Annotated in this window: 22 protein-coding genes; 5 read left to right on the top strand and 17 right to left on the bottom strand. The window is 62.9% G+C overall.

What is annotated here, in order from left to right; all coding sequences use genetic code 11:
• Positions 1-73 precede the first annotated feature (73 nt).
• Together I41_RS02975 and I41_RS02970 are read right to left on the bottom strand one after the other, a co-directional pair.
• Positions 74-856 carry a hypothetical protein gene (locus tag I41_RS02975; protein ID WP_145430752.1) on the bottom strand — a complete coding sequence of 261 codons (783 nt, stop codon included), beginning with the start codon at positions 854-856 and terminating at the stop codon, positions 74-76.
• Between the two features lie 451 nt (positions 857-1,307).
• Entirely contained in the window at positions 1,308-2,384 is a 1,077-nt protein-coding gene (locus I41_RS02970; protein WP_145430750.1) for a DUF1559 family PulG-like putative transporter, read from the bottom strand.
• Between the two features lie 659 nt (positions 2,385-3,043).
• Between I41_RS02970 and fae the strand changes: the two genes are divergently transcribed.
• The 3 genes from fae (at position 3,044) to I41_RS02955 (ending at position 5,468) form a co-directional block, all read left to right on the top strand.
• Entirely contained in the window at positions 3,044-3,538 is a 495-nt protein-coding gene (gene fae, locus I41_RS02965) for a formaldehyde-activating enzyme (RefSeq protein WP_145430748.1), read from the top strand.
• A gap of 256 nt (positions 3,539-3,794) precedes the next feature.
• Complete coding sequence (locus tag I41_RS02960) at positions 3,795-4,646, top strand: methylene-tetrahydromethanopterin dehydrogenase N-terminal domain-containing protein (protein ID WP_145430746.1); 852 nt, start codon at positions 3,795-3,797, stop codon at positions 4,644-4,646.
• A gap of 258 nt (positions 4,647-4,904) precedes the next feature.
• Positions 4,905-5,468 (top strand): tetratricopeptide repeat protein, encoded by a 564-nt coding sequence (locus tag I41_RS02955; RefSeq protein WP_145430744.1) that lies wholly within the window; start codon positions 4,905-4,907, stop codon positions 5,466-5,468.
• Between the two features lie 257 nt (positions 5,469-5,725).
• On the opposite strand, the gene I41_RS02950 is transcribed toward I41_RS02955, so the two are convergent.
• On the bottom strand, positions 5,726-7,057 hold the full coding sequence (locus I41_RS02950; protein WP_145430742.1) for a hypothetical protein: 1,332 nt from the start codon (positions 7,055-7,057) through the stop codon (positions 5,726-5,728).
• Positions 7,058-7,299: 242 nt separating this feature from the next.
• On the opposite strand from I41_RS02950, the gene I41_RS02945 reads away from it, so the two are divergent.
• Positions 7,300-8,370, top strand: a complete 1,071-nt coding sequence (locus I41_RS02945; RefSeq protein WP_168206636.1) for a DUF1570 domain-containing protein — start codon at positions 7,300-7,302, stop codon at positions 8,368-8,370.
• A gap of 103 nt (positions 8,371-8,473) precedes the next feature.
• Here the strand turns inward: I41_RS02945 and I41_RS02940 are convergent, their stop codons facing one another.
• From I41_RS02940 to I41_RS02875, 14 genes are all read right to left on the bottom strand, one after another.
• Positions 8,474-9,310, bottom strand: coding sequence for an ABC transporter permease subunit (locus I41_RS02940; protein ID WP_145430738.1), 837 nt, complete (start codon positions 9,308-9,310; stop codon positions 8,474-8,476).
• The gene (locus tag I41_RS02935) at positions 9,307-10,191 is read right to left on the bottom strand and encodes an ABC transporter ATP-binding protein (RefSeq protein WP_145430736.1); all 885 of its coding nucleotides are present in this window, start codon (positions 10,189-10,191) and stop codon (positions 9,307-9,309) included. Before I41_RS02935 ends, I41_RS02940 begins: the two co-directional genes overlap by 4 nt.
• 95 nt (positions 10,192-10,286) lie before the next feature.
• Positions 10,287-11,054, bottom strand: a complete 768-nt coding sequence (locus tag I41_RS02930; RefSeq protein WP_145430734.1) for an exosortase-associated EpsI family protein — start codon at positions 11,052-11,054, stop codon at positions 10,287-10,289.
• A gap of 268 nt (positions 11,055-11,322) precedes the next feature.
• Entirely contained in the window at positions 11,323-12,705 is a 1,383-nt protein-coding gene (locus I41_RS02925; RefSeq protein WP_145430733.1) for a sigma-54-dependent transcriptional regulator, read from the bottom strand.
• A 275-nt stretch (positions 12,706-12,980) separates the two neighbouring features.
• Positions 12,981-13,838, bottom strand: coding sequence for a transposase (locus I41_RS02920; protein WP_145429803.1), 858 nt, complete (start codon positions 13,836-13,838; stop codon positions 12,981-12,983).
• A 544-nt stretch (positions 13,839-14,382) separates the two neighbouring features.
• Positions 14,383-15,282 (bottom strand): tyrosine recombinase XerC, encoded by a 900-nt coding sequence (gene xerC, locus I41_RS02915; RefSeq protein WP_145430731.1) that lies wholly within the window; start codon positions 15,280-15,282, stop codon positions 14,383-14,385.
• Positions 15,283-15,406: 124 nt separating this feature from the next.
• A complete protein-coding gene (locus I41_RS02910; RefSeq protein WP_145430729.1) occupies positions 15,407-15,658 on the bottom strand; it encodes a hypothetical protein in 252 nt (83 codons plus the stop codon).
• A gap of 282 nt (positions 15,659-15,940) precedes the next feature.
• Positions 15,941-17,215 (bottom strand): hypothetical protein, encoded by a 1,275-nt coding sequence (locus tag I41_RS02905; RefSeq protein WP_145430727.1) that lies wholly within the window; start codon positions 17,213-17,215, stop codon positions 15,941-15,943.
• A gap of 184 nt (positions 17,216-17,399) precedes the next feature.
• Positions 17,400-17,783 carry a hypothetical protein gene (locus tag I41_RS02900; RefSeq protein WP_145430725.1) on the bottom strand — a complete coding sequence of 128 codons (384 nt, stop codon included), beginning with the start codon at positions 17,781-17,783 and terminating at the stop codon, positions 17,400-17,402.
• Entirely contained in the window at positions 17,776-18,204 is a 429-nt protein-coding gene (locus I41_RS02895; protein WP_246133793.1) for a hypothetical protein, read from the bottom strand. The genes I41_RS02900 and I41_RS02895 overlap by 8 nt, the downstream gene beginning before the upstream one ends.
• Entirely contained in the window at positions 18,173-18,376 is a 204-nt protein-coding gene (locus tag I41_RS02890) for a hypothetical protein (RefSeq protein ID WP_145430721.1), read from the bottom strand. The genes I41_RS02895 and I41_RS02890 overlap by 32 nt, the downstream gene beginning before the upstream one ends.
• Positions 18,377-18,428: 52 nt before the next feature.
• A complete protein-coding gene (gene bshB1, locus I41_RS02885) occupies positions 18,429-19,118 on the bottom strand; it encodes a bacillithiol biosynthesis deacetylase BshB1 (RefSeq protein ID WP_145430719.1) in 690 nt (229 codons plus the stop codon).
• Positions 19,119-19,127: 9 nt separating this feature from the next.
• Positions 19,128-19,433, bottom strand: coding sequence for a type II toxin-antitoxin system RelE/ParE family toxin (locus I41_RS02880; RefSeq protein ID WP_145430717.1), 306 nt, complete (start codon positions 19,431-19,433; stop codon positions 19,128-19,130).
• Positions 19,430-19,669, bottom strand: coding sequence for an addiction module protein (locus tag I41_RS02875; protein WP_145430715.1), 240 nt, complete (start codon positions 19,667-19,669; stop codon positions 19,430-19,432). The genes I41_RS02880 and I41_RS02875 overlap by 4 nt, the downstream gene beginning before the upstream one ends.
• A 224-nt stretch (positions 19,670-19,893) precedes the next feature.
• On the opposite strand from I41_RS02875, the gene I41_RS02870 reads away from it, so the two are divergent.
• A complete protein-coding gene (locus I41_RS02870; protein ID WP_246133792.1) occupies positions 19,894-21,408 on the top strand; it encodes a carboxypeptidase M32 in 1,515 nt (504 codons plus the stop codon).
• The last annotated feature ends 188 nt before the right edge of the window (positions 21,409-21,596 follow it).

The following is a 21,596-nucleotide window of genomic DNA, read 5'->3' as shown; positions in this document are numbered from 1 at the left end:
CCTCTGTGTTCTCTGTGGTTAATGCGATAGAGACTAAGCATCTCGAGAACGACGGCAGCTGAACGCGGCGGAGCTACGCGGCTCGTCGGCGGGCGGCTTGAGCTCGTTTCTTGGCGGCTCGCTTTTGTCGTTTGGTCGCGGCTTGCTGTTTTCGCGCCAACAATGCCGCGCGGCGGCGCAGGGCGGCGTGGCGCTGGAGGTTGAGGAGTTGGCTCTCTGGAACCGACGCGGGGGGACGTTCTAAGACGTTCGGGAGTTCTGTCGCGGGTATTTCTGTCGCCGGGCATTCTGTCGCTGCGGCGATTTTTGGCGACAGAATGTCGGCGGGCGACGCGCTGCCAGTCTCCGCCGCGTTTGCCGGCGGCGGATCAGGCTTGGCATTGTCTTGGGTCGTGCTCGTCGTGCCGTCGCGGTTCGATGCTTCGTTGACTGCACTTTCTGTCGCCTCACGCGTTTTTGGCGACAGAATGGCATCCGCGGGCGCCGAATCGACAGGCAACTGGAGGGGCGAGAGCGCGGCAATCGCCGGGAAGCAACTGGCGAAGGCTCGCTGGCAAGCGGCGAAGACGCGACCGTCGACCGCGTCGCGTTGCTCGGGCAAGGTCCCTTCTAGCGCCGCTTCGAGGACATGCAGCAGCGCCGCCTCGACCTGGCGACGAGGGGCGGCGCTGGCGGACTTGCGGCCGTACTCCTCGGGACGGGTCCGCTCCAGCAGCCAGGCGGCGGCCCGCCAGTGGATGCGGGCCGCCGCCTCCATCAGTTCGAGCGGGTCGACCGTCGGCGATGGCTCGGCGCGGCGATCGGGATGGCGGTCGAGACGACGGCTCTGGTCGGGGTTGGAGTTGGAGTTGGACATGACAGTTTTCCCTGGTTTTGGACGTTCCGCTAAGCCGCGAGCGGCGGAGGGTGGAATCGGCCTTGGCCAAAAAATCTGTGGGAAGGGTCTCCGATCCCGAAGCGACGTGGTGAAACCACCCCTGCTTGTGGTGGTGACCGAGATCGGCGTCGGAGACGCCTCCCACAAGGACGGTTTGGCAACGCCGGGCGTTATATGTACTTTTGTTCACGTTAACGAGGGGCGCGGCCAATTTCTAGACCGTAGTTTCGAGATTTTTTTCGGCTTGGCGGGGGGGGTGGGCGTAGAGACAGCAGACCAACGCGCGGGTTCGGACTGGTCGCTTCAGCGACCAGTCCGGCGGCGAAGAGGGGCGCGCGCTGGAGAGGGGTCGAACGAGGCGCATAAAAAAACCACGGGGCGCCGAGTTGGCGCCCCGTGGGTCTTATTCAGATTAGCCAATCACTCGCCCTTAATAGGCGTCGTCGCTCGGCTCAGGAAGCATGCTCTCGTAACCGTCGGCCTTAATCCCCAATTCAGACTGCTTGTGGTTTGACGTCATCAACTGGGCGTACACGAGCGGGTCAATCTGATCCGAGACGTAAGCCACTTGCCCTGCCACAAACGCGGCATTAACGCCGCCCGGATGGTTGCTCGAGGGCATTCCGGGTACTGGATTAAGAGGCTCGGAAGTTTTTGGACTGGTGACTTCCTTAGTCATGTTGACGAAGGAAGCATAGTCTGGACTCCCCTTGGTGCCATTCATGCGCCACCGCAAATTGTTTGCCACGTCGGTGGGCTGTTCCCAGGTGAAGCCGAAGTGGAAATTCGCATCCGTCGCTGTCGTGTAGTCGTTCGTCGATTCCGGATAGCCCCAGTAGAGGGCGGCTAAGCTTTCCGACAGCATCATGGTTTTGGTCGTTCCGTCGCCCTTGCCTTGCAAGTAGGCAATCGACATCACGGTCTCGGGCGCATCCTTGGCAGGATCCGTGCCGTCACGAGCGTCATTTGTCGATTTCCAAACAACTCCTGAGGGGAGATCTGCCGTTCGAGTCCGATCAAAAAAGAGTCCGTTAGCCGGATTCTCATACCCCATTTGGCTCCCCGACGGCGCCCCGCGCTGCCAAGTTGGCCGCCAGCCAGCATTGGCGACGTAGGAAAGATTTGGCTCGCCAATGGTAACTGGCGGATTACTCGGACAGACCAGCAACTCGATGGACGAATAGCTCGGGTTGCCGCTCGTCCATTGCTCATAGAGCTGCGTCTGCTCAATGCTGGGGAAAGTCATCACGACCCAACTTGCCCGCGCAAGCTTAGGGCTGCCACTAATGCCGACTTTGTTGATGTAACCAGGCAGGTCCTTGCTCGCCGTCTCGCGGATAGCGATGGCTTTGGCCAACTGGCCCATGTTGCTGCCACAGGTATTCCGCCGGGCCGCTTCGCGGGCCGCTTGGACGGCGGGGAGTAGAAGCCCGACGAGCGTGCCGATGATGGCGATCACCACCAACAGCTCCACGAGCGTGAATGCCTTACGGCTGGATTGCCTCATCTGCGCTTCTCCCTGTTCTGTTCTGTTGACGAGTGCCCCTGGCCTGGGTCGCGCAGGTCCGAGGATGGACACGAAAATAATGGCGCATCGGGGGCGCGACCCTGCACTTCAAATTGTCGCAAAGTTTGGGGGGAAAGTCCAGCAAATGTGGTTAAACGCGGGAGAACCGCCAAATTCAAAGATTAACCGTCAAGGACGCCAAGGTTCGCCAAGGGGAACGCTGGGGGAGTTGAACGACAACGGTCCGCCAGAGAACGGGGAAACGAGACATGGATGAAACCGCCGATGAACGCGGATGAACGCAGATCGTTCTCATTGGCGTTTATCAGCGTTGATCCGCGGTTCCAATATTCTCTGCGTTTTCCTTGGCGAACCTTGGCGTCCTTGGCGGTTGCAACTCCCCCGGTTGGAAGAACCGGCGGCCAACGGGGTGCGGGGTGTTCTGACATGAACTGTTGCGGGATTGAAGGGTTGTAGCGGCACGCTTAACACCGCTGCCGGGCCCTGGTATCTTGCTAGGCTCGCCGCGGTGCGGCGAATCCTCTGGAGGCTACCCCGGCGAAAGGCTCGGGGACTGGCCGCGACGCCGTGGCCGCGAGCCGGGGCCAATCGCCGGCTCGCCGCACAAGCTTCAATCCTTTCGCGTGGGAGACTTAGGAATGTCGATGTTCATCGGAGAGGCCCTGGCGGGCGACGGTAATGAGATTGCCCATATCGACCTGCTAATCGGGGACAAGGCCGGCCCGGTGGGCGTGGCGTTCGCTAATGCGCTGGCTCGCCAGAGCGAAGGTCACAGCAATCTGCTGGCCGTGCTCACGCCCAATCTGGCCGTGAAGCCGGCGACCGTGATGATCACCAAGGTGACCATCAAGGGGATGAAGCAGGCGGTGCAGATGTTCGGCCCGGCTCAGGCGGCGGTGGCCAAGGCGGTGGCTGATTCGGTCGCCGACGGGGTGATCAAGAAGGGCGACGCCGAGAACCTGGTGATCGTCTGCGGCGTGTTCATCCACCCGGCCGCGGCCGACGACAAGAAGATTTACGACTACAACTACGAAGCCACGAAGATGGCAATCAAGAACGCGATGGAAGGGAAGCCGACGGCCGACGAGATGATCGCCGGGAAGGAATCGGTGCATCCGTTCCGTGGGTTCTAAGAAGTTTGTCCGGCGTCAGTGGTCCGTCGTCAGTCGCTTGCCGTAGTGGATGGCACGCCCTGAGGGCTGCGGATTTAGGAAATGAGAATGGGCCACGCGTCGCGCTGGGCGCGGCGCGTGGCTTTTTTTGATGGGGAATGGGGAAGGATGAAAGTATTCTCCCCCCATTCCCCATTCAGCATTCCCCATTGATTGTTCGCTCCGGCGGGTCGTTGACCCGCGGCTACTCGTTACTAGTCACCGGTCACTCAAAGCTATGTCCCTCAAAAAGATCCTGGTCTGTCTCGACGCCGATCCGCAGCCGAGCGTGTTTGACGGGGTGGTGGCGGTCGACGCGGGGGTTGATGTGTTGTTTCGGCATGGCGCCGTGACGACGGCTCAGGTGCGGGATCTGGTGTACGGGGCAATCTTTACGCGCGGTCCGCAGGAGCTGAAGCACACGGCGGTGTTCGTCGGCGGGTCGGACGTGACGGCGGCCGAGGCGCTCTGCAAAGCGGCGCACGAGGCGTTTTTCGGGCCGATGCGGGTGTCGGTGATGCTTGACGCCAACGGCGCCAACACGACGGCCGCGGCGGCGGTGCTGGCGGTGCGACGGCACGTGCCGCTGTCAGGGGCGATTGTCACCGTCCTGGCGGGGACGGGCGCGGTTGGCCGGCGAGTCGTGCGGCTGTTGGCGCGGGAGGGCGCGCGGGTGCGCGTGGCTTCGCGGAAGCTGACGCATGCCGAGGGAACGTGCGACAAGGTGAGCCGGGTCGTGCCGGGGGCCGACCTCACGGCGTGGACGAATGAAAACGCGATGGCAGTGGAGGGGGCGCAAGCGGTGATCGCGTGCGGGCCGCCGGGAGTGGAGCTATTGCCGAAAGGGTACCTGGCTCAAGCGGTAGGGTTGCAGGCGGCGATCGACTTGAACGCCGTGCCGGCCCACGGCCTGGGCGACGTGGCGCCGACCGACAAGGCGACGCATCACGGCGAAATCGTCTGCTACGGCGCCATCGGCGTCGGCGGGACGAAGATGAAGATTCACAAAGCGGCAATCGCGAAGCTGTTCACGCGGAATGACCTGGTGCTTGACGCCGAGGAGATTTATGCGATCGGGAAGGAACTGTAGGCCGCTTACCATGCAAATGCTGAAACCGCGCATGACGCGAATCTTCGGGAAGAGGAATGCGGGGAGATTCAACACAGAGAGCACAGAGGACACGGAGAAGACTGAAGATCGCTGCGCATTGACTTCGATGCATTTGCTCCGTGATCTCTGCGTCCGCTGTGTTGAGCGAAATTGCCTTTTTAATCATTCGCGTCATTCGCGGTGAACGCAGCTAACTCCTCGCCACATTGATTCGAGCGATATGGGAACCGGTAGGTAATGGCGAAACGTCGTTCGAGCAACAAGGTCTCGGTCGAGCGCGCTCGGGGAGGGCAGGGGTGGGTGCTGGTCCATCCGCGCGACGTGCTGGAATGCGCGGAAGACCTCGAAGAAGTGCGGGCGATGATTGCGGCCGGCGAGGCCGAGGTCGCCATCGACGAGCTGAGGTGGTTGGTCGAGACGTGCCCCGAGATGATCGAAGCCCACTACTTGCTGGGGAAGCTAGCGGTCGAGGCGACGGGGGACGTGCCGCTGGGGCGCGGGCATTTTGGGTTTGGGTACCAGCTGGGGCAGCGGGCGCTGGCGAAGGGGTGCCGCCCGACGCCGCTGACGGCGCTCCATCCGGCGAATCGGCCGTTCTTCGACGCGGGTCGCGGGTTGGCGTGGTGCCTGGCGGAACTCGGGAAGCGCGACATGGCGCTGGAAGTGCTGGAGCACCTGCTGACGTGCGATCCAACCGACCCGCTGGGGCTCGGCGGATGGGTCGACGAGATCCGGACGGCGGGGGCGCCGATTGTGGAGCTTGGGGGCTTCGTTCTGCCGCCGCGGGACGAAGAAGACTAACCGCCAAGGACGCCAAGTGCGCCACGGAAATGCGGAGAGTTGTTTCACCACGACGGCACAACGAGCACGACGTAGGAAGTGCCAAGAAGATGGAACCGCCGATAAACGCAGATATCTGCTAACAAAAATACTCTGCGTTTATCGGCGGTTTGGACTTCTGGTGTATTTCCTTGGCGCTCTTGGCGTCCTTGGCGGTTGCCTTTGTTCCTGTACTGTCGTCGTGCCCGTTGTGTCGTTGTGGTTCAATTCTTAGCAGGTTAAGGCAGCGGGACGTTCTCGAGTTTGAACTCGACCGGCACGGCGACGATTGACGCCGGGGTGCGATAGACCCACGCGTAGTCTTTCAGTTCGCGGCCTTCGGGGAGCTCGTAGAAGTAGGCAAAGCCGATTTCTTCTTCGGTTTGCAGCGTCGTCTCGAAGCCGGCGTTGTCGAGCGCCTCGCCATCTTTGTCGACCAGCGTGGCGACGTTCTGAAAGACCCAGCCGCCGTTGACGTCGAGCGCGGCGTCGCTGCTTTCCACCGCCAAGCGCATGTGGACTTCCCAGAGGGCCTGATTCTTCGTCACGCGGTCGAGGGTGACCGCAACTTCGCCGGCGCGCTGCGTCACCTCCTTGGCGCCGGCGAGGTTAGCGAACTTCAGCTCCGCCGTGCGGCCGGGAACGAGCGCCGTCATGCGTCCCGCGACGGTAGCGAGTTTCTCGGCCTGGCGGGCCGGCAGCTGCAGCGAGACGGTGACGTCGGTGGCATGGCTGCCGGCTTGGACCTCGACGTTGAACGCCTCCTCGCCGCCGACGATCGGCGTCTCGCGGCCGTCATCGCAGACGACTTTCAGATCGGCGGCATTGAGCGCGAGCCCGATCGGACGGAGGCGCGGCTCCCAGGAGATTTCGAAGTCGACCGACAGTCCGCTCTGGTCGGGCGCTCGGATGCCGCGCTGCGAGGAGGCGCCGGTCGCTTCGATGCGGAAGGGACCGGAGTAAATGGCGCGGCCGCCGCCACGACGGAGGACGCCCTGATCGCGATCAATGATGGCGAGGTTCGCTTCGCCGGAGTCGTTGTAGGGCGACATCTGCACGCCGTCGAGGATCGCGTCGAGGGCGGCCCAGAAGGGTTGATCCTTGCCGCTGTAGGTAACCTTCTTCTCCGCCGTCTCTTGGCCGAATTGTTCGCGGTAATCGGTGACGCGATTGCCTGTTTGCTTTTCAAGCTCTTTCAGCACGTCGCCCAACGGGGCGTCGGCGAGGTCGAGCGTGACGACGGTCCCTGCGATCGCCTGTTTGGCGATGCGCTTGCGAATTTCGCCGGCGATGCGCGTGAGGCGGACCTGCACCTCCTGGGGCATCTCGTCGTTGGGTTTGGGGAGCAGATCGACGAACGCCTCGCCGGAGGAAGCCGATTTGTCTTGCAGCCCCAGCTCGATCAGTTCCTTCTCTGCGGCGTCGCGATCGGCGGCGTCGGCGGCGTCGAGTTGCTCGACAAGTTTGTCGACTTGCACGGCGAGGGAGGGTTCCTCGGCGGCCTGGAGGGAAAGAGGAGCGATCGCGACGAGCAACGCGACGGTCAAACACAGGGGGGCGGTGAGTCGCATGGGTGATGTCCCAAATCAGGGCAACGGTTCGGTTGTTCCGATTGTAGCGTCGAACGATTGCGGGAGGGCGGCGCGGAAGGGGTCGGGAGCGATTTGCCACTGGAGAGTTTGCCTTGAATGGATCGCCTCCAGCGGCAAAAGGCTCCCGACACCGCTTCGCACTCCTACCAAAGGACGCCGTTGGCCCTCATTTTGGCGTTGTAAACTTGAATATGAAACTACACTCGCGAATCTCAATCGCTTTGACCTGCCTTTGCGGCGGATCGGTCGCCTGGATCGCGTCGGCGTCGCTGCGAGCCGAGCCGGCGCCCTTTATGATGCAGGCGATGGTCGCTGGCAAGCCAATCGACGGCCAGCCGCTGAAGTGGGACGACCAGGAGATGAGCCTGCTCGGCCGCGACGGGGCGCTCTACGAATTCAAGCCGGCCGAGGCCAAGAACGCCAAGCGGTATGGCAAGGGATTCGTCGGCTACAACAGCCAGGAGTTGCAGGCAAAGCTGCGCGACGAGTTCGACCGGAGCTTCGAGATCACGACGACGCCCCACTTCGTCGTCGTCCATCCGCACGGCGAGTGGCGCGCGTGGGGGGATCGACTCGAATCGCTGTATCGCTCGTTCACTCACTATATGAGCGTCCGCGGCATGCGGATGACCGAGCCGGCGACGCCGCTTGTGGCGGTCGTCTTTCGGAGCGAAGAGGATTACTACCGGCACGCCGCCGCGAGCGGCAAGCCGATGCCGCCGGGGGTTCTGGGGCATTACGATCCTGATTCGAATCGCGTCTTTCTGTTCGACATCGAAGAAAAGAACGGCAACCCCGATTGGTCGGACAACGCCGAAACCATCATCCACGAAGCGACCCACCAGACGGCGTTCAACGTCGGCGTTCACAGCCGCTTTGGCGAGCAGCCGCGGTGGTTGGTGGAAGGATTGGCGATGATGTTCGAGGCCCGCGGCGTGTGGGACAACGCGTCGCTGCAGCCGCAGGAAGCTCGGATCAATCGCGGGCGACTGGCGGATTTCAAGGCGACCGCAACGTCCCGTTCCGCCGATTGGTTGAAGATCATGGCGGCGAGCGACAAGCCGTTTCAGTATTACCCAGGGGAGGCGTACGCCGAGGCCTGGGCGCTGACGTTCTTTTTGTGCGAAACGCGGCCGCAGGAGTACAGCAACTACTTAGCGCGCGTCGCGGCGCGGCCGGCGTTCAGCAAGTATGCGCCGCAGGAACGGCTCGCTGACTTCACGGCGGCGTTTGGGAAAGATCTCGCCCTGCTGTCGGCCCAGTTGGACCGGTATATCAACGACTTGCCGTGATGTCGGCGGCGAGCAGCGAAGGCGTCGGGGACCTTTTGCCACTGGAAATTCTAACTTTTCTAGTACCCCTCCAGTGGTAAAAGGTCCCCGACGCCCTTGGTGCTCACAACGGCGCAGGGACGTCGCGGCGGCAGAAAATGGCGGCGCTGGCCGCGAGGCCGGCGAGCCCGAGGCCGAGCAGCGTGGCGTTGTATTGCCAGAACAGGGGCCAAACAGCCGACGGGTCGCGGTTGAGGCCGATCGTTAGCAGCGTCGGTTCGTAGACCGAGAGGATCGTCAGCCGATTCATCCACTGGAAGCGATCGTTCAAGCGGCCGATGATCATCAGCATGAGTTCGACGACGTAGAACCCGATTACCATGCCGACCGCTTGGGCCCGCGTGCGGACAAGTGCCGAGATGAGCGTCGCGGCGCCGGTGATGAAGACGCCGAGGCAGACGAAATTGATCGCGGCGGGAGCAAGCTTGATCCACGGCGGCGCATCCTCGAACTTGCTGAACTGCAGTCCGAGCTTCACCCCCAGCCAGCTGGCAGCGCCGATCGCCAGCACGCCGGCGAGGGTGACGGCCGTGTGCGTCGAGACGAGCGTTAGTCGGCGGACCGGCTGAGCGAGCAGCATCTCCATGGTTCCCGCGCCGATGCGACCGGCGAGGCAATCGGTCGCGCGGGTCACGGTCCACAGACCAAGCAGCATCAGCAATCCGAGCTCTTCGAAGCTGAAGGCGACTCGTCCCAGCGGAGAAGCGAGATCTTCGATCGGCACTGGCAACAGCCCCTGAAAGATCTGCAGGCCTTCGGAGAAAAACTTGACGAACGCATCGACCTTGATGTGCGACGCCACCCACACGCGCAACCAGGTGAAGCCGAGGGCCATGACAGAGCAGCTGACCAGCAACAGCCAGCTATCGCGCAGCGATCGTCCCAGCAGTACGAGATTCATTCGTCGATGCTCGTCGCCGGGTGATGTCGTTCGTAGACGCTGCGCAAACCGATCGGCTCAATCTGCAGTTTCGCCAACGGTTGATTGGCCAGCCAACCGAGCAGCGGCGCCAGCTCGCCGCGCGAGATGACCGTGACGCCGCCGACGGCGTCTTGCCGCAACTCGATCTGCTCGACCAGCGCCGGCGGCACAGGCGACAATGGCCCCGTCAGCGCCGCCTGAATGCGATGTTGCCGCCGCACGTCGACCACTCGCACCGTGTCGACGAGTCGTCCCGCCTTCAGCACCAGCACGCGATCGCAGGCATCCTCGACCTCCGACAGCACGTGCGATGAGAAGAGAATCGTCTTGCCTTCGTCGCGGGCCTCGCGAATCAGCTCGACGACGTCGCGGCGAACCGTCGGATCGAGATTGGCGGTCGGCTCGTCGAGGATCACCAACGGCACGTCGGGCGTCAGCGTCACCGCCAGCGCCAGCTTTTGCCGCATGCCAGTCGACATTTGCCTTACGCGGCGGGTGAGATCGAGTTGCAGACGATCAGCCAGCCGCAGCGAGCGCTCCAACGAAGCGCGGCGCAGGCGAGCAAAGAATTGCAGCGTCTGGCGGCCGTTGAGCTGCCGAAACAGCCGGGCGTCGCCGGGCAGGTAGGCCAGTTGCCGATGAACGGCGACCGACTGGCGGTAGCAATCGAGCCCATCGATCCGAGCAACGCCGCTGCTGGGCTGGAGGTAGCCGAGCAATAGTCGCAGCAGCGTCGTTTTGCCGGCGCCGTTGGGACCGAGCAAACCGAGAATCTCGCCGCGCGGCACGTCGAATGAACACTCGCTGAGCGCCGCCAGCTGTCCGTAGCGCTTCGACAGCAGGTCGGTTTGAATGAGCACGAGCGCCGCTTCCTTTGCGAATCGTTCGAGGTCTCAATCTGCCGGGACGTCTCGCGGCGGCTCGGTAGGGAGGGATCGCTTTCCCAGCGGGGCGCCTAGGCGGCCGGAGCGGCAGCAGGCTCGGCCGGGGTTGCTTCGGCCGCCGGCGCCGCGGCGTCGGCGGCGGGCGCGGAACCAGGCGTCGCGTTGCCCGAACCGAACAGCGTCTGGTTGACCACCGGAATCATCATCTTCGCAAATTTGTAGGCCGTGTTGTCGGTGACGGCCTCTTCGCGTTCTTTCATCGCCGACGTGAAGTAAAGCTTGTAGAGCGCGCGGTTGTTGCCGAACGCCAAGCGCGAGCTATCGGGGGCGACCCATTCGTTCTCGTCGCCTTGATTGGGGTTCCACGCCCAGAAGACGCGGACGAGGGGTCCGCCGGCGCCGAGGGCCGACTCTTTCTTGAATCGCGCGGTGTGAAAGTTGGCGTCCTGCGTCGATCCGTCGGGCATAATGGGCTGCTTCAGCTGCGCTCCATCCATCGCGAAGCCTTGGCTCGGATAGCAGATGTCGGGCGTGTGACGACTGATGTCGCGGGCGTGACCGACGACCAGCCAGACGTCGACCCTTTCGCCCGTCTGCGAGTTGGTGTAGGTCCGCGAGACGTGACTTACAGCGCCGGCGGTGTTGAGCGTTTCTTCCGTCACGGCATTGTTCGTGCCCACCCACGGCCCGATCTCCGCCGGTAGTGCATCGAATCGCTTTTGGAACTCGGCCGGGTTGATGCTCGTGCCGGTGAATCGATCGGAGTAGACGCTTTCCCAGAATGTCAGCGACGCGATAAGAACGACGGTGACCGCGACAGGAATGTACAGGCGGGGCATGGAGTGATCTCGATGAGACGACAACGGAAGCTTGAGGGCGTCGACCCGAAGTCGAGTCGCCGCGGAGACTAAATTCACGGTAGGCGCGTGGCCAGAGAGTGTCAAGCAAGCGCAGCGGGAGGCCGGACAACCGGCATAAGCGGGCCGGAAATGCGCATCTGATCGCCAGAGCGATTTCAGCCCCCGGCTCCGCCGGGGGGTCGGTCACCATGCCGGCTGGCATTGTCCCGCGTCGTGCTACCCCCCGGCGGAGCCGGGGGCTGCCGTTCTAGTGCTCGGCCAGCTGCTCGTCCTCGAGCCCTAACCGCTTCATCTTCTTGTAGAGCGTCGTCCGGTTGACGCCGAGGGCGTCGGCCGTGGCGTTGCGGTTCCAGGCGTTGGCCTCCAGGACCTCGAGGATGATCTGCCGCTCGGGTTCTTCGAGGGCCTCCTTGAGCGTGCGGTGACCGCCGCGGGTAACGCGCAGGGCTGGCCCGCCGGCGATGTCGCGCGGCAGGTCGGCCGGGGTGATCAGCTCGCCTTTGCCGAGCAGCACCGCGCGTTCCACGACGTTCTGCAGCTCGCGAATATTGCCGGGCCAGGAGTAGCTTTCCAGCGCGGCGACGGCCTCTTCGGTGAATCCGGTGACTTTGCGGTTGGTGTCTTCGCGCAACTCATTGAGGAACGTCTGCGCTAGCAACAGCACGTCGCCGCGTCGCGCGCGCAGCGGCGGCAGTTCGACGTTGATGACGTTGACGCGGTAGTAGAGGTCTTGGCGGAACTTCCCCTCGGCCACGGCTTTGGAAAGATCCTCGTTCGTGGCCAGAATGACGCGCACGTCAACTTTGAACGTCTTGTCGCCGCCGACTTGCTCGAATTGCAGTTCCTGCAAGACGCGGAGCAGCTTCACCTGCATGGCCGGACTGGCGGTGCCGATCTCGTCGAGGAAGATCGTGCCGCCGTCGGCCTGCATGAACTTGCCGACCTTATTGCCCGTGGCGCCAGTGAATGAACCGGCGACGTGGCCGAACAGTTCGCTTTCGAGCAGATTCTCCGGGAGGGCGCCGCAGGCGACTTCGATGAACGGCTTGCCGCTGCGGCGGCTGCTGCGATGAATCGCGCGGGCGATCATACTTTTGCCGGTGCCGCTTTCGCCGGTGACCAGAACGGTTGCCTTGGTGTCGGCGACGCTGTCGATCACGTCGAAAATGCGGCGCATCTGGGCGTCGTGCCCGATGACGTGGTCGAGGCCGGAGCGCTTGTCGAGTTCGCGCTTGAGCTGGGTGTTTTCTTCGATGACCTTGTGTTGCGTGAAGGCTCGTTCGATCGAGACGAGTAGTTCGTCGTCGATGAGCGGCTTGGTGAGATAGTCGAGGGCGCCGGCGCGGAGAGCCTCGACGGCCGAGTCGGGATCGCCGTAGCCGGTCATCAAAATAACCTGGCTCTCGGGATGCGAGCGACGGACTTGCTCCAACAGGTCGAGGCCGTCGCCGTCCTTCAGGCGGACGTCGACCAGCAGCAGGTCGTACGACTTGCGGGCCAGGCGGTCGTTAGCTTCGGCAATGCCGCGGACGGCATCGACTTGCATGCCGTGGCTGCGGAGCCAATCGGCCATGGAATCGAGAACTTGGCGATCGTCGTCGACGAGCAGCAGCGAGCCTTGAAGCATGATGCAGTTTCTCCCCCAACTGAAGCCGCGCGGGCGGCTCGGACAGTGCGCAGCGTTTGGAGCGCGCGGTTCGACTTGTCAGGGCCGTGGCGTCCAGCGACCGCACATCGTCGCGTTTGGCAACGACGGCACGACTGGCGGGGAGATTCTGCCATGGCCTGTTGAATTATTTACGTCGCAGGATGCGCGGAGGCAACGCGATTGGCGGGAGGCCGCGGAAGAGCGAGGGGAGGTGGTAACGGTTGTGCCGATTGCTTCTAGCCCCGGGCTCCGCAACATTATGCAAACGCCATCAGATCGTTTCCTCGTCGCAAGTGGTTTCTAGCGGCCTGGATGCAGAGTTTGGCGTTCACCCAGAGGGTGACGCGCGGCAGTCGCCTCACCCAGTTGGGGAGTGGTCCGAGCCCGCCGCCGAAATTGGTGAGTTGAGCGAAGCGTTGCTCGATGTACGTCCGCTGCTTGAAGAGTGCTTGGCCATCGGCGGTCGTCAGCAGTTCGATCGACTGCAAGCGGCCGATGCTGTGGCGGCGGTGGCCCAGCGCTCGTCCCGCGCGACGCTGCGGAGCGATCAACGTCACGCCCGACCGTGCGGCGATCTCGTGCAGCGGGTTGCTGTCGTAGTTGCCGTCGGCCAGGACGCAGCCTCCGCCGACTTGCGGCAAGAGTCGCCGGGCGACCGTCTGTTCGCTCACGTTGAGCGGCTGGATTTCGCACGCCACGAGCGCATCGATCGTCCAGACGGCGTGCAGCTTGTAGCCGCGGGCCGGGCCGCCGACGCCATGCCCGCGCGTGGCGTCGGGATCCTTGCTGAAGCCTCCTACCGGCAACGGCTTACCGTCGAGGAAGCTCACCTCCGGCGGGTGCGGGCCCTGCCAGCAACGCTTCCTCAACCGCTCGATCAGTTCCACGGCCGCCGCCGTGCGGAGACGACGGCTCGCCGTCGATTGGCTCGGCAGCCGCACCTGCCATGACGACGGCCAATTCTCCGGCCGACACGCCCAACTCACCGGTCGATCGTGGATCACCGCCCAGAGATAGACGCCGACGATCCAACTGACCGAATAGACGTGTCCCGAACGATCGCTGCATAACCGCCGAGTCAAACGGTATAGTACGCTCCAGAGTTCGCGTTCCATGGCTCACCTCCTAGAAACGTGTCAGGTCTCTAGGAACAGCCTGGAACGCGGGCCTTTTTACCGCTAGCGACGCGTGCTAGCTATTGCATTATGTTGTCCGCCAGGGGGTCGGCCACCATTCCGGGAGGCGTCGCCGTCACCCCCGGGCGGAGCCCGGGGCTAGGAGCGGGATGCACGTTACCGTGTCATCACGAAAACAGCGGCGGCCCGACCTTGGGAGAGGAAGAGATCGGACCGCCGCCCGGCGGTGGAAGGTCGCCGATCGAACCGCGGCCGGCGCGTAACAAGCGCCGCTTTGCCTGCTCATAAATTGAAACCGCGGCCGACCAGCGTCAGTTGGCTGCTTCGACACGGTTTAGAGCGGGCGGTTTTTTGGATTGTTACAGTGGTTGAAGAATAACCACCAAGACACAAAGGCACTAAGAAAGCACGAAGGAAGAAATAGCGATAGAGAGAACAGAAGAGCAATCCCCGCACTGCCAATTCAATTCTTCTTAGTGACTTCTTTGTGCCTTTGTGTCTTGGTGGTTAATCCCCTCGCATTTCAATTCGCCCGCGGATGGGCCTTCTCGTAAGCCGCGCGAAGATTGGCGGTGCTGACGTGCGTATAGATCTGCGTCGTCACCAGGCTTTTGTGGCCCAGTAGTTCCTGCACGCTGCGGATGTCGGCGCCGCGGTCGAGGAGGTGGGTCGCGAAACTGTGGCGGAGCGTGTGGGGGCTCGTACGGCGGTCGAGGCCCGTTTCTTTGAGGTACTTTTCCAGCATCCGACCGACGCTGCGCGTAGTGAGCCGGTGGCCGAAGCGGTTGGTGAAGACGGGGGCCTCGCGGCCCTGCTTCTCGCCGGGAGAAATTTTGCGGATCCGCAACCACGCCTTCAGCGCCTTGGCAGCGTACGAACCGAGCGGCGAGAGGCGTTCGCGGCGTCCCTTGCCTTTGACTAGCAAGATGCCTTGAGCGAGATCGACGTCGGCGTCGGAAAGGCCGACCAGCTCGCTCACGCGGAGGCCGCCCGAGTACATCGTCTCGAGGATCGCCCGATCGCGAAGTCCCATCGGCGACTCGGCCGGCGGCGCCCCGAGGAGCGTGCCGATCTCGTCGGTCGTCAGGAAGTGGGGGAGTGAGCGGCCCTTGCGCGGGTTGCGCAGCGCACGCGCCGGGTTGCTCGCCGCCCACCCCTCGCGCTGACCGTAGCGGTAAAAGCTACGGAGGGACGCCAGCTTGCGAGCGATCGAGGTTTTTGCGTAACCCGCTTCGTGCAGCGCCGACAGGAACCCGCGCAGTTCGACCGCGGTGATGGACGCGGGATCGGGACAGCTTCCGTCCTCTTCAGTGAAATAGTCGGCGGCCGCGACGAGGTCTTCGCGGTAACTCTTCACCGTGTAGTCGGAAGCGCCTCGCTCGACGCGCATGTACGTCAGGAACTGCGCGATCTGGCGTTGCATGGCGGGTGGGCGAGGGATGCTCGATGCTAGATACTGGTTGCTAGATGGCTGCCGCTTGCGTCGGCCAAGTCGAACGGCCTTCTCCAGCATCCAGCGACCAGCATCTAGCAACGAGGCGTCAGCCTCAATCGTCGCTCGGCTGCGGCAGGTTCATGCGTCGCGGCAACGAGGCCTTCATCTCGGGAACGCTCTCGGAGGAGCTATTGCGCACTTTCTGGCTGAGTACGGCCGCGTCGTACCAGGTAAAGCTCAGTTCCGGATTCGAGGCGAAGCGGCCGAGCGTGCGGAGCGCTTCGGCGCGTTGGGAATCTTCGTACAGGAAGATATAACGCTCGCGTCCCTTAACGAGCGCTAGCACATTGATGTCGTCGTTCACGGCTTGCGGGGCCTCCTAGCGGCAGCAGTGGGCAGCCGACGTGCGTCGCTCGTAGCGTTGGCTGCAGTGGTGGGCGGCCGCCGTGGCGAAGGGCCTTGTGCGCTCACGGTCGTCCTTGATGCTCGGCCTGAGATGGAAAGGGATCTTCATTGATCCCGTTCGCGCTCGACTCTCGTACGCTCGAAGTTTGGCTCCGCTCACTTTCGTGTGCGTCGGCGACGCCTGCGCGATTGTGACGATTATGTCGCCCGTTCGCGCCGACCGAACCAGACTCCTAACGCCTTATCGGCGTTCGGGCCAGCGCATCAGCACATCCATTTTCGCGCTGCCGCCGCCGCGCGCTGAAAGCATTTCGCTGATGTGCATGTGACAGCAGAAACGGATGTATTCGTTGCTGCGCGAGAGGTAGGGCTGCCAGCCGCCGTAGCGGAGATCGTCGCGGAAGAAGACGTACCCTTCCAGGGCCTCGGTGACCTTGTCGTCGGCCCCGTTGTAGATGCCCGTGTGCGAGAGCACCGGCCCGTTGAACGGAATGCAGTCGGCTCGACCAGGGCCAATGGCGTAAAGTCCGGCGTAGTCGTTTTCCGGCCCGCAGGGGCACGGTTCGGGCATGAGCGGAGCGCCTGCAACGGCTGCAGCGGCGGCGCCGGCGGCAGCGACTGGCGCGGTTGCAACGGCGGCCGCTCCACTAGCGGCGCCTGCGGCGCTGGGGGCCGGCGGTCGTTGGGCCGTCCGTTTTGCTTTCTTTGGCGCTGGCGCCGTTGGCGGCATCTCGACTTCGAGTTGCGCGGGCTGAACGTTTTCGTCGACGACGCGCAGGCTCGATGTTTGCCCGGGATCGAAGAACGGATTGTCCTCGGGCGACAGTGCGGGGCCTTCCTCATCATCGGCGGCGTCGTCGCCGTCGTGGTCCTCGCGCAACGACGGATCGACGAGCGGCGCCGCGGGCGCTTGTTGCGCGCCGTTCGGCGGCGCCGGCAACGGCTGGCACGCCTCGTCGCACTCGGGCGAGCGGCCCTGGAACTCGGCGCGGAACAGGGCCATCTGCGATTCGTAGACCAGCGAGTCGGGAATGAATTCTTCCTCCGGCGTTCCCCACGGCAGGCCGTAGCCGGCCGGAATCTCGTGGAACCCGGGGTTCGCCGCGTACCACTCGACGCGCATGCCGACGCGCGGCGGATAGTACTCGGCGTAGTCGATGACGGCGCCGATAGCGACCGCGTCGACGCCGAGGACTTGACCCAGCCGGCGAGCTTCGCCCGGCCGACTCAGGTCGATGCGGTGGGCGATGATCGCCTCTTCGACGACGCCGAGGGGCACCACTTCAAACCCCGGCGTTAGCTGGAGCTCGGTAAAGTACGCCATCGCGAATTCGCGGCCATCGACGGTCGGCGCGTCGCTTTGATTGAAGAACGGCGCCACGGCGACGCGGCGCAGCTGCGGAAAGGGGTTGCGAATCGTCGGCTCCTGAGTGATCTCAGGGAGCAAGACCTGGCAACCGCCGCAAAGCGCGAGCGAGCAGCAAACTGCTAGCAGCTGTAGCAAGTGGCGCAGCACGATGGAGAAGAACCTACCGCAATGAAAGGAGCCCCCCTTTCATTCGAGGCACGGTTGTTGACGGCAGGCGGAGTGCAAGCACGAGCCGCTGGTGCGCGTCAGTCGGTAGGATCGGCAGAATTGGCAGGGTCGCTTGAGGAATTCAGGTAGCGCGACTCAAAACGCCTGTACAATCTCGGCGAAACTACTCTTTCTCATTTTCAAAGCCCACAATCCAAACTAAGAATGCGAAAAGGCTCCCAAACACAACTCCGAGAATTGCTGGTCCGATGCCGCGCAGAAGTGCCCAGGCAGCACAGGCGATGACAAAGCTCAGAGAAATGCTGAGGGTCGCTTTCCGATACCGCTTCTGCCCCAAATATTTTGTAGTCGTCTGCAACGCCCAAGGCAGGCCCAGTTCCCAAACTAGCGTTAAAATGATAACCGCAGCTATTACTGGGTAGTTGGCCGCAACTGCCGCCCCGGCAGCGACAAGCGTCGTGACGACCAACAGCATCTTCAGCGAAAAGCTAAATCGCCGTCTTGGCCTTTTCAATGACGGATCGGGTTTCACCGGTTCGTCAGTCATTCAGATTCTTCTTTAACCAACCGGCATCCCCAATATCTTTTGGACGCCCAGAAGCCAACTTGTTGGCAAGAAGGTGAGGTTTGCTGAGCAACGGAACATTCAGTCCGCTTAGCGTTCGATACTTCCTCTCGTTCCAGGCGTCGTCGAATTCGACGCCGCTAATCGAAGTCAGGATGTCGATTCGCCCAGGCTCAACGCCAATTTGGAACACTACGTCTGGCGTGTGAAAATCCTCAACGGTCACGTTGCGCACCGGAGCTTGAAACGCCTTGAGCGCTTGCCAAACTTTAACGGCGTTCTCCGGCGTCGGGCGCACCCAAATGTCGAGGTCGCCGGTGGCGCGAGAAAAGCCGTACGCAGAGAGGGCATAGGCCCCAACCAGCAAAAACTCAGCGTCCGCCGCGAATAATTCGGACAACATTTCGCTGAAGTCTTGGTTCAACAACTGGCTCACCCTTCATGGCCCAGGCATCGAGCGCAAGTTGCCACATCATCCCGACGCGCTCGTCAGCCGTCATTTCGGCTAGATCATCCTCATTGCCTTGCTCGGCCAACGTCGATTTACGGAACTGCCAATGGCTGCGGTCGGTCATACCTCTATTATAGCACGATTAGCCTGCAACCATCTCTACAGGAATTCGCGAGCTACACCAACTCCCCCATCGACCGCATCCCAATCGGCTCGCGGCTCGTAAACGGCTCCCCATAACGCACGCCGATCGTCTTGCCCCAGTAGGCCGCCTCGGCTTCGAAATGCTCAAAGAAGGTCGGCGACGCCGTCGGCCGGCCGGTGATGAACTGGGTCTCGTACGCTCGCACCGACGCCAGCTTGCGGTCCCACTCGGCGGTGATGTCGAGCACGAACGCCGGCTGCAGCGCCTGCTTTAGATGGATGCAGTAGTAGTTGTAAATCCGCTGCGGGTGATGCGGCTCGCCTGGGAGATCGGTCTTCGTGAGCTTCGACCAAAAGCGGGCCGCCTCGATCAGTTCCGTCGCGGCGACGTGATCGGGATGCGCATCGATCCAATACGGGGCGAAGAGCCACTTCGGCTTCTCGCGGCGAAAGACGGCGGCGAGCTTGGCGCGATTTTCGAGCGTCGGCTCCAGACTGCGGTTGGGCAGGCCGAGATTCTCGCGCCACTCGAGCCCCATGATCTTCGTCGCAGCCGCCGTTTCGCGGGCGCGAATCTCCAGCGACCCATGCGGCGTCGGTTCGCCGCTGGTGAGGTCGAGCACGCCGACGCGGCGCCCCTCGGCGATGAACTTCATGATGGCCCCCCCCATGCCGAGCTCGGCGTCGTCGGGGTGGGGGGCAATCACGAGGATGTCGAGCATGGGGGACTTTCAGTTGCCAGCGCGGCGACGCCACTCGCTTGGATTTCGGCTGCCGTGGTGAACGGCGATCACTTCGATTCGAGAGTTGATTTCAGCGAACCGCACGATGTAGGGAAAGCGGTCGACGTTCGCGGCGCGAACTCCGTGATAGCCCGCTGCATAGTGCTGAGGCGACTGCTCGATCTCTTCAAAACGTTCGTAGACTTTCGCCAGGAACTCGCTGCCCAGGCCTTCTTGCTGCTGATCGTACCAAGCGCGAGCTTCGCCCAAGTCTTGTTTGGCCTCGGGCCTAATGAAGAGAGGGCGATCGCTCATCGCCGGGCCTTGAGTTCAGCCATCACCTCTCGCCAAGGCCGGGAAGCTTCGGGATTCGCCTCCGCCGCCGCCAGCCGCTCGTCAATCAGCTGTTTGAGTTCATCCGACCATTCTTCGCTGCTCTCTTCCCCAGCACCAGCAGGCAGGCTTTCCCGGATTTCGTCAATCAACCTCAAGCGAGCGTCAACGCTCCACTGGTCGATCCCGAGGTCGAAGATAGTCGGTTGAGAATCCATGGTTCCAGCTCGCGAGTAAAGGGCCTACCTGCAAGTTTATCTCCAGCCGCCGGGAAGCGTCAAATTCTCGCCTTCGCGTGGCAATTCCCGAAGAATCGCCGGAGCGCCCTATAGCATGCACCGACGGTTGCGAGAGCGGAACCGATGGTTTCCAATTCTGGCTATTCGCTCAGATCATTTCCTCAGCGATTGATCCTCAGAAATAGTCCCTCGGAGCCCGCACTGTGCCCGCCAATCATACCGCTGCGTACGAATCTCTCTGCAGCAACGCGCGTGAAACCGCGAAGCTTGCCAGCATCATGGGCCTGCTCGAATGGGACGAGCGGACCAAGATGCCCCCCGCCGGCGGCGACTACCGCGCCGAGCAGATTTCGTACCTCGCGGGCGAGATTCACAAACGGCAAACCAACCCCGCCGTGGGCGAATGGCTCGCCGCGCTCGCCGACAGCCCGCTGGCGGCAGATCGCCACAGTGAGAGCGGCACGGTCATCCGGCAACTTCAGCGTCAGTACGACAAGAAAACGAAGCTGCCGCAGTCGCTAGTCGAAGAGCTGTCGCGCACCGCCGTGCTCGGCCAACAGATGTGGGTCGAAGCCCGCAAGGCGGACGATTTCGCGAAGTTCCGCCCGTTGCTCGAAAAAACCGTCGAGCTCAAACGCCAGGAGGCCGCCGCCATCGGCTTTGCCGTCACGCCGTACGATGCGCTGCTCGACGACTACGAACCTGGGGCCACGACCGCCGAAGTCGGTCCCGCGCTCGCTGGCCTGCGCGACGCGCTGACTCCGCTGGTCGAGCAAATCGTCGGCAGCTCGCGGAAGCCTGACGGTGAGTTGCTGAAGAAGGAATTTCCCCTCGACGCCCAGGAAGCCTTCGGCAAAGCAGCGTCGGCGGCAATCGGTTTCGATTACGAAGCCGGCCGACTCGACGTCACCGATCATCCCTTCTGCGCCGGCGCCGGTCCGCGCGACCAGCGCATTACCACGCGTTACAACCTTCACGACTTCGGCGATGCGTTTTTCAGCATCTTGCACGAGGCGGGCCACGGCTTATACGAGCAAGGTTTGCCCGCCGATCAGTTCGGTCTGCCGACTGGCGAAGCGGTGTCGCTGGGCATCCATGAATCGCAGTCCCGCATGTGGGAGAATCAGGTCGGCCGGAGTCGGGCGTTCTGGGAGCATTTTCTGCCGCAGGCGCAAACTGCGTTCGCCTCGCTGAAGGGGGTCTCGCTCGACGCTTTCTACGGCGCCATCAACGAAGTGCGCCCTTCGCTGATCCGCGTCGACGCTGATGAAGTGACGTACAATCTTCATATTCTCATCCGTTTTGAACTGGAGCGGGCGCTGATCGAAGGCGATCTCCAACCCGCCGAGTTGCCGGGAGCCTGGAACGAGAAATATCAGCGCTACCTCGGCATCACCCCCCCCAATGATGCCGACGGCGTCCTGCAGGACGTCCATTGGAGCGCTGGCCTCTTCGGCTACTTCCCGACTTACTCGCTGGGCAATTTGTACGCCGGACAATTCTTCGCGCAGGCAAACAAAGATCTCGGCGACCTGCCCGCTGCGTTCCGTCGCGGCGAGTTCCGGCCGCTGCTGGATTGGCTGCGCCAACAGATCCACGCGCATGGCCAGCGCTGGTCGGCCGGGGAACTGGCTCTCCAGATCACGGGCCGACCACTGAGCCACGCCCCATGGATCGAGCAGATGCGGGCGAAGTATGGCGAACTTTACGGCCTGTAGCGATTTTACCGCCTCGCTGGCGCGCCGCTGCGGCGGCAATCGAGTCACTGCCGCAGCGAAGTTCAGCGCGCAGCCGCCTAGCTAGCTCCGCCGCCGCTAGAATTCTATAGCTGCCGCCGACAAGGCATCGGCGTATTGTTAAACTGTGTCCGCGGCGACGAGGCAAGCGCGCCCCGCATTGAGGCGGT

The organism is Lacipirellula limnantheis (assembly GCF_007746075.1).
Classification (GTDB): domain Bacteria; phylum Planctomycetota; class Planctomycetia; order Pirellulales; family Lacipirellulaceae; genus Lacipirellula; species Lacipirellula limnantheis.
This window is presented reverse-complemented; position numbering and strand designations above follow the sequence as displayed.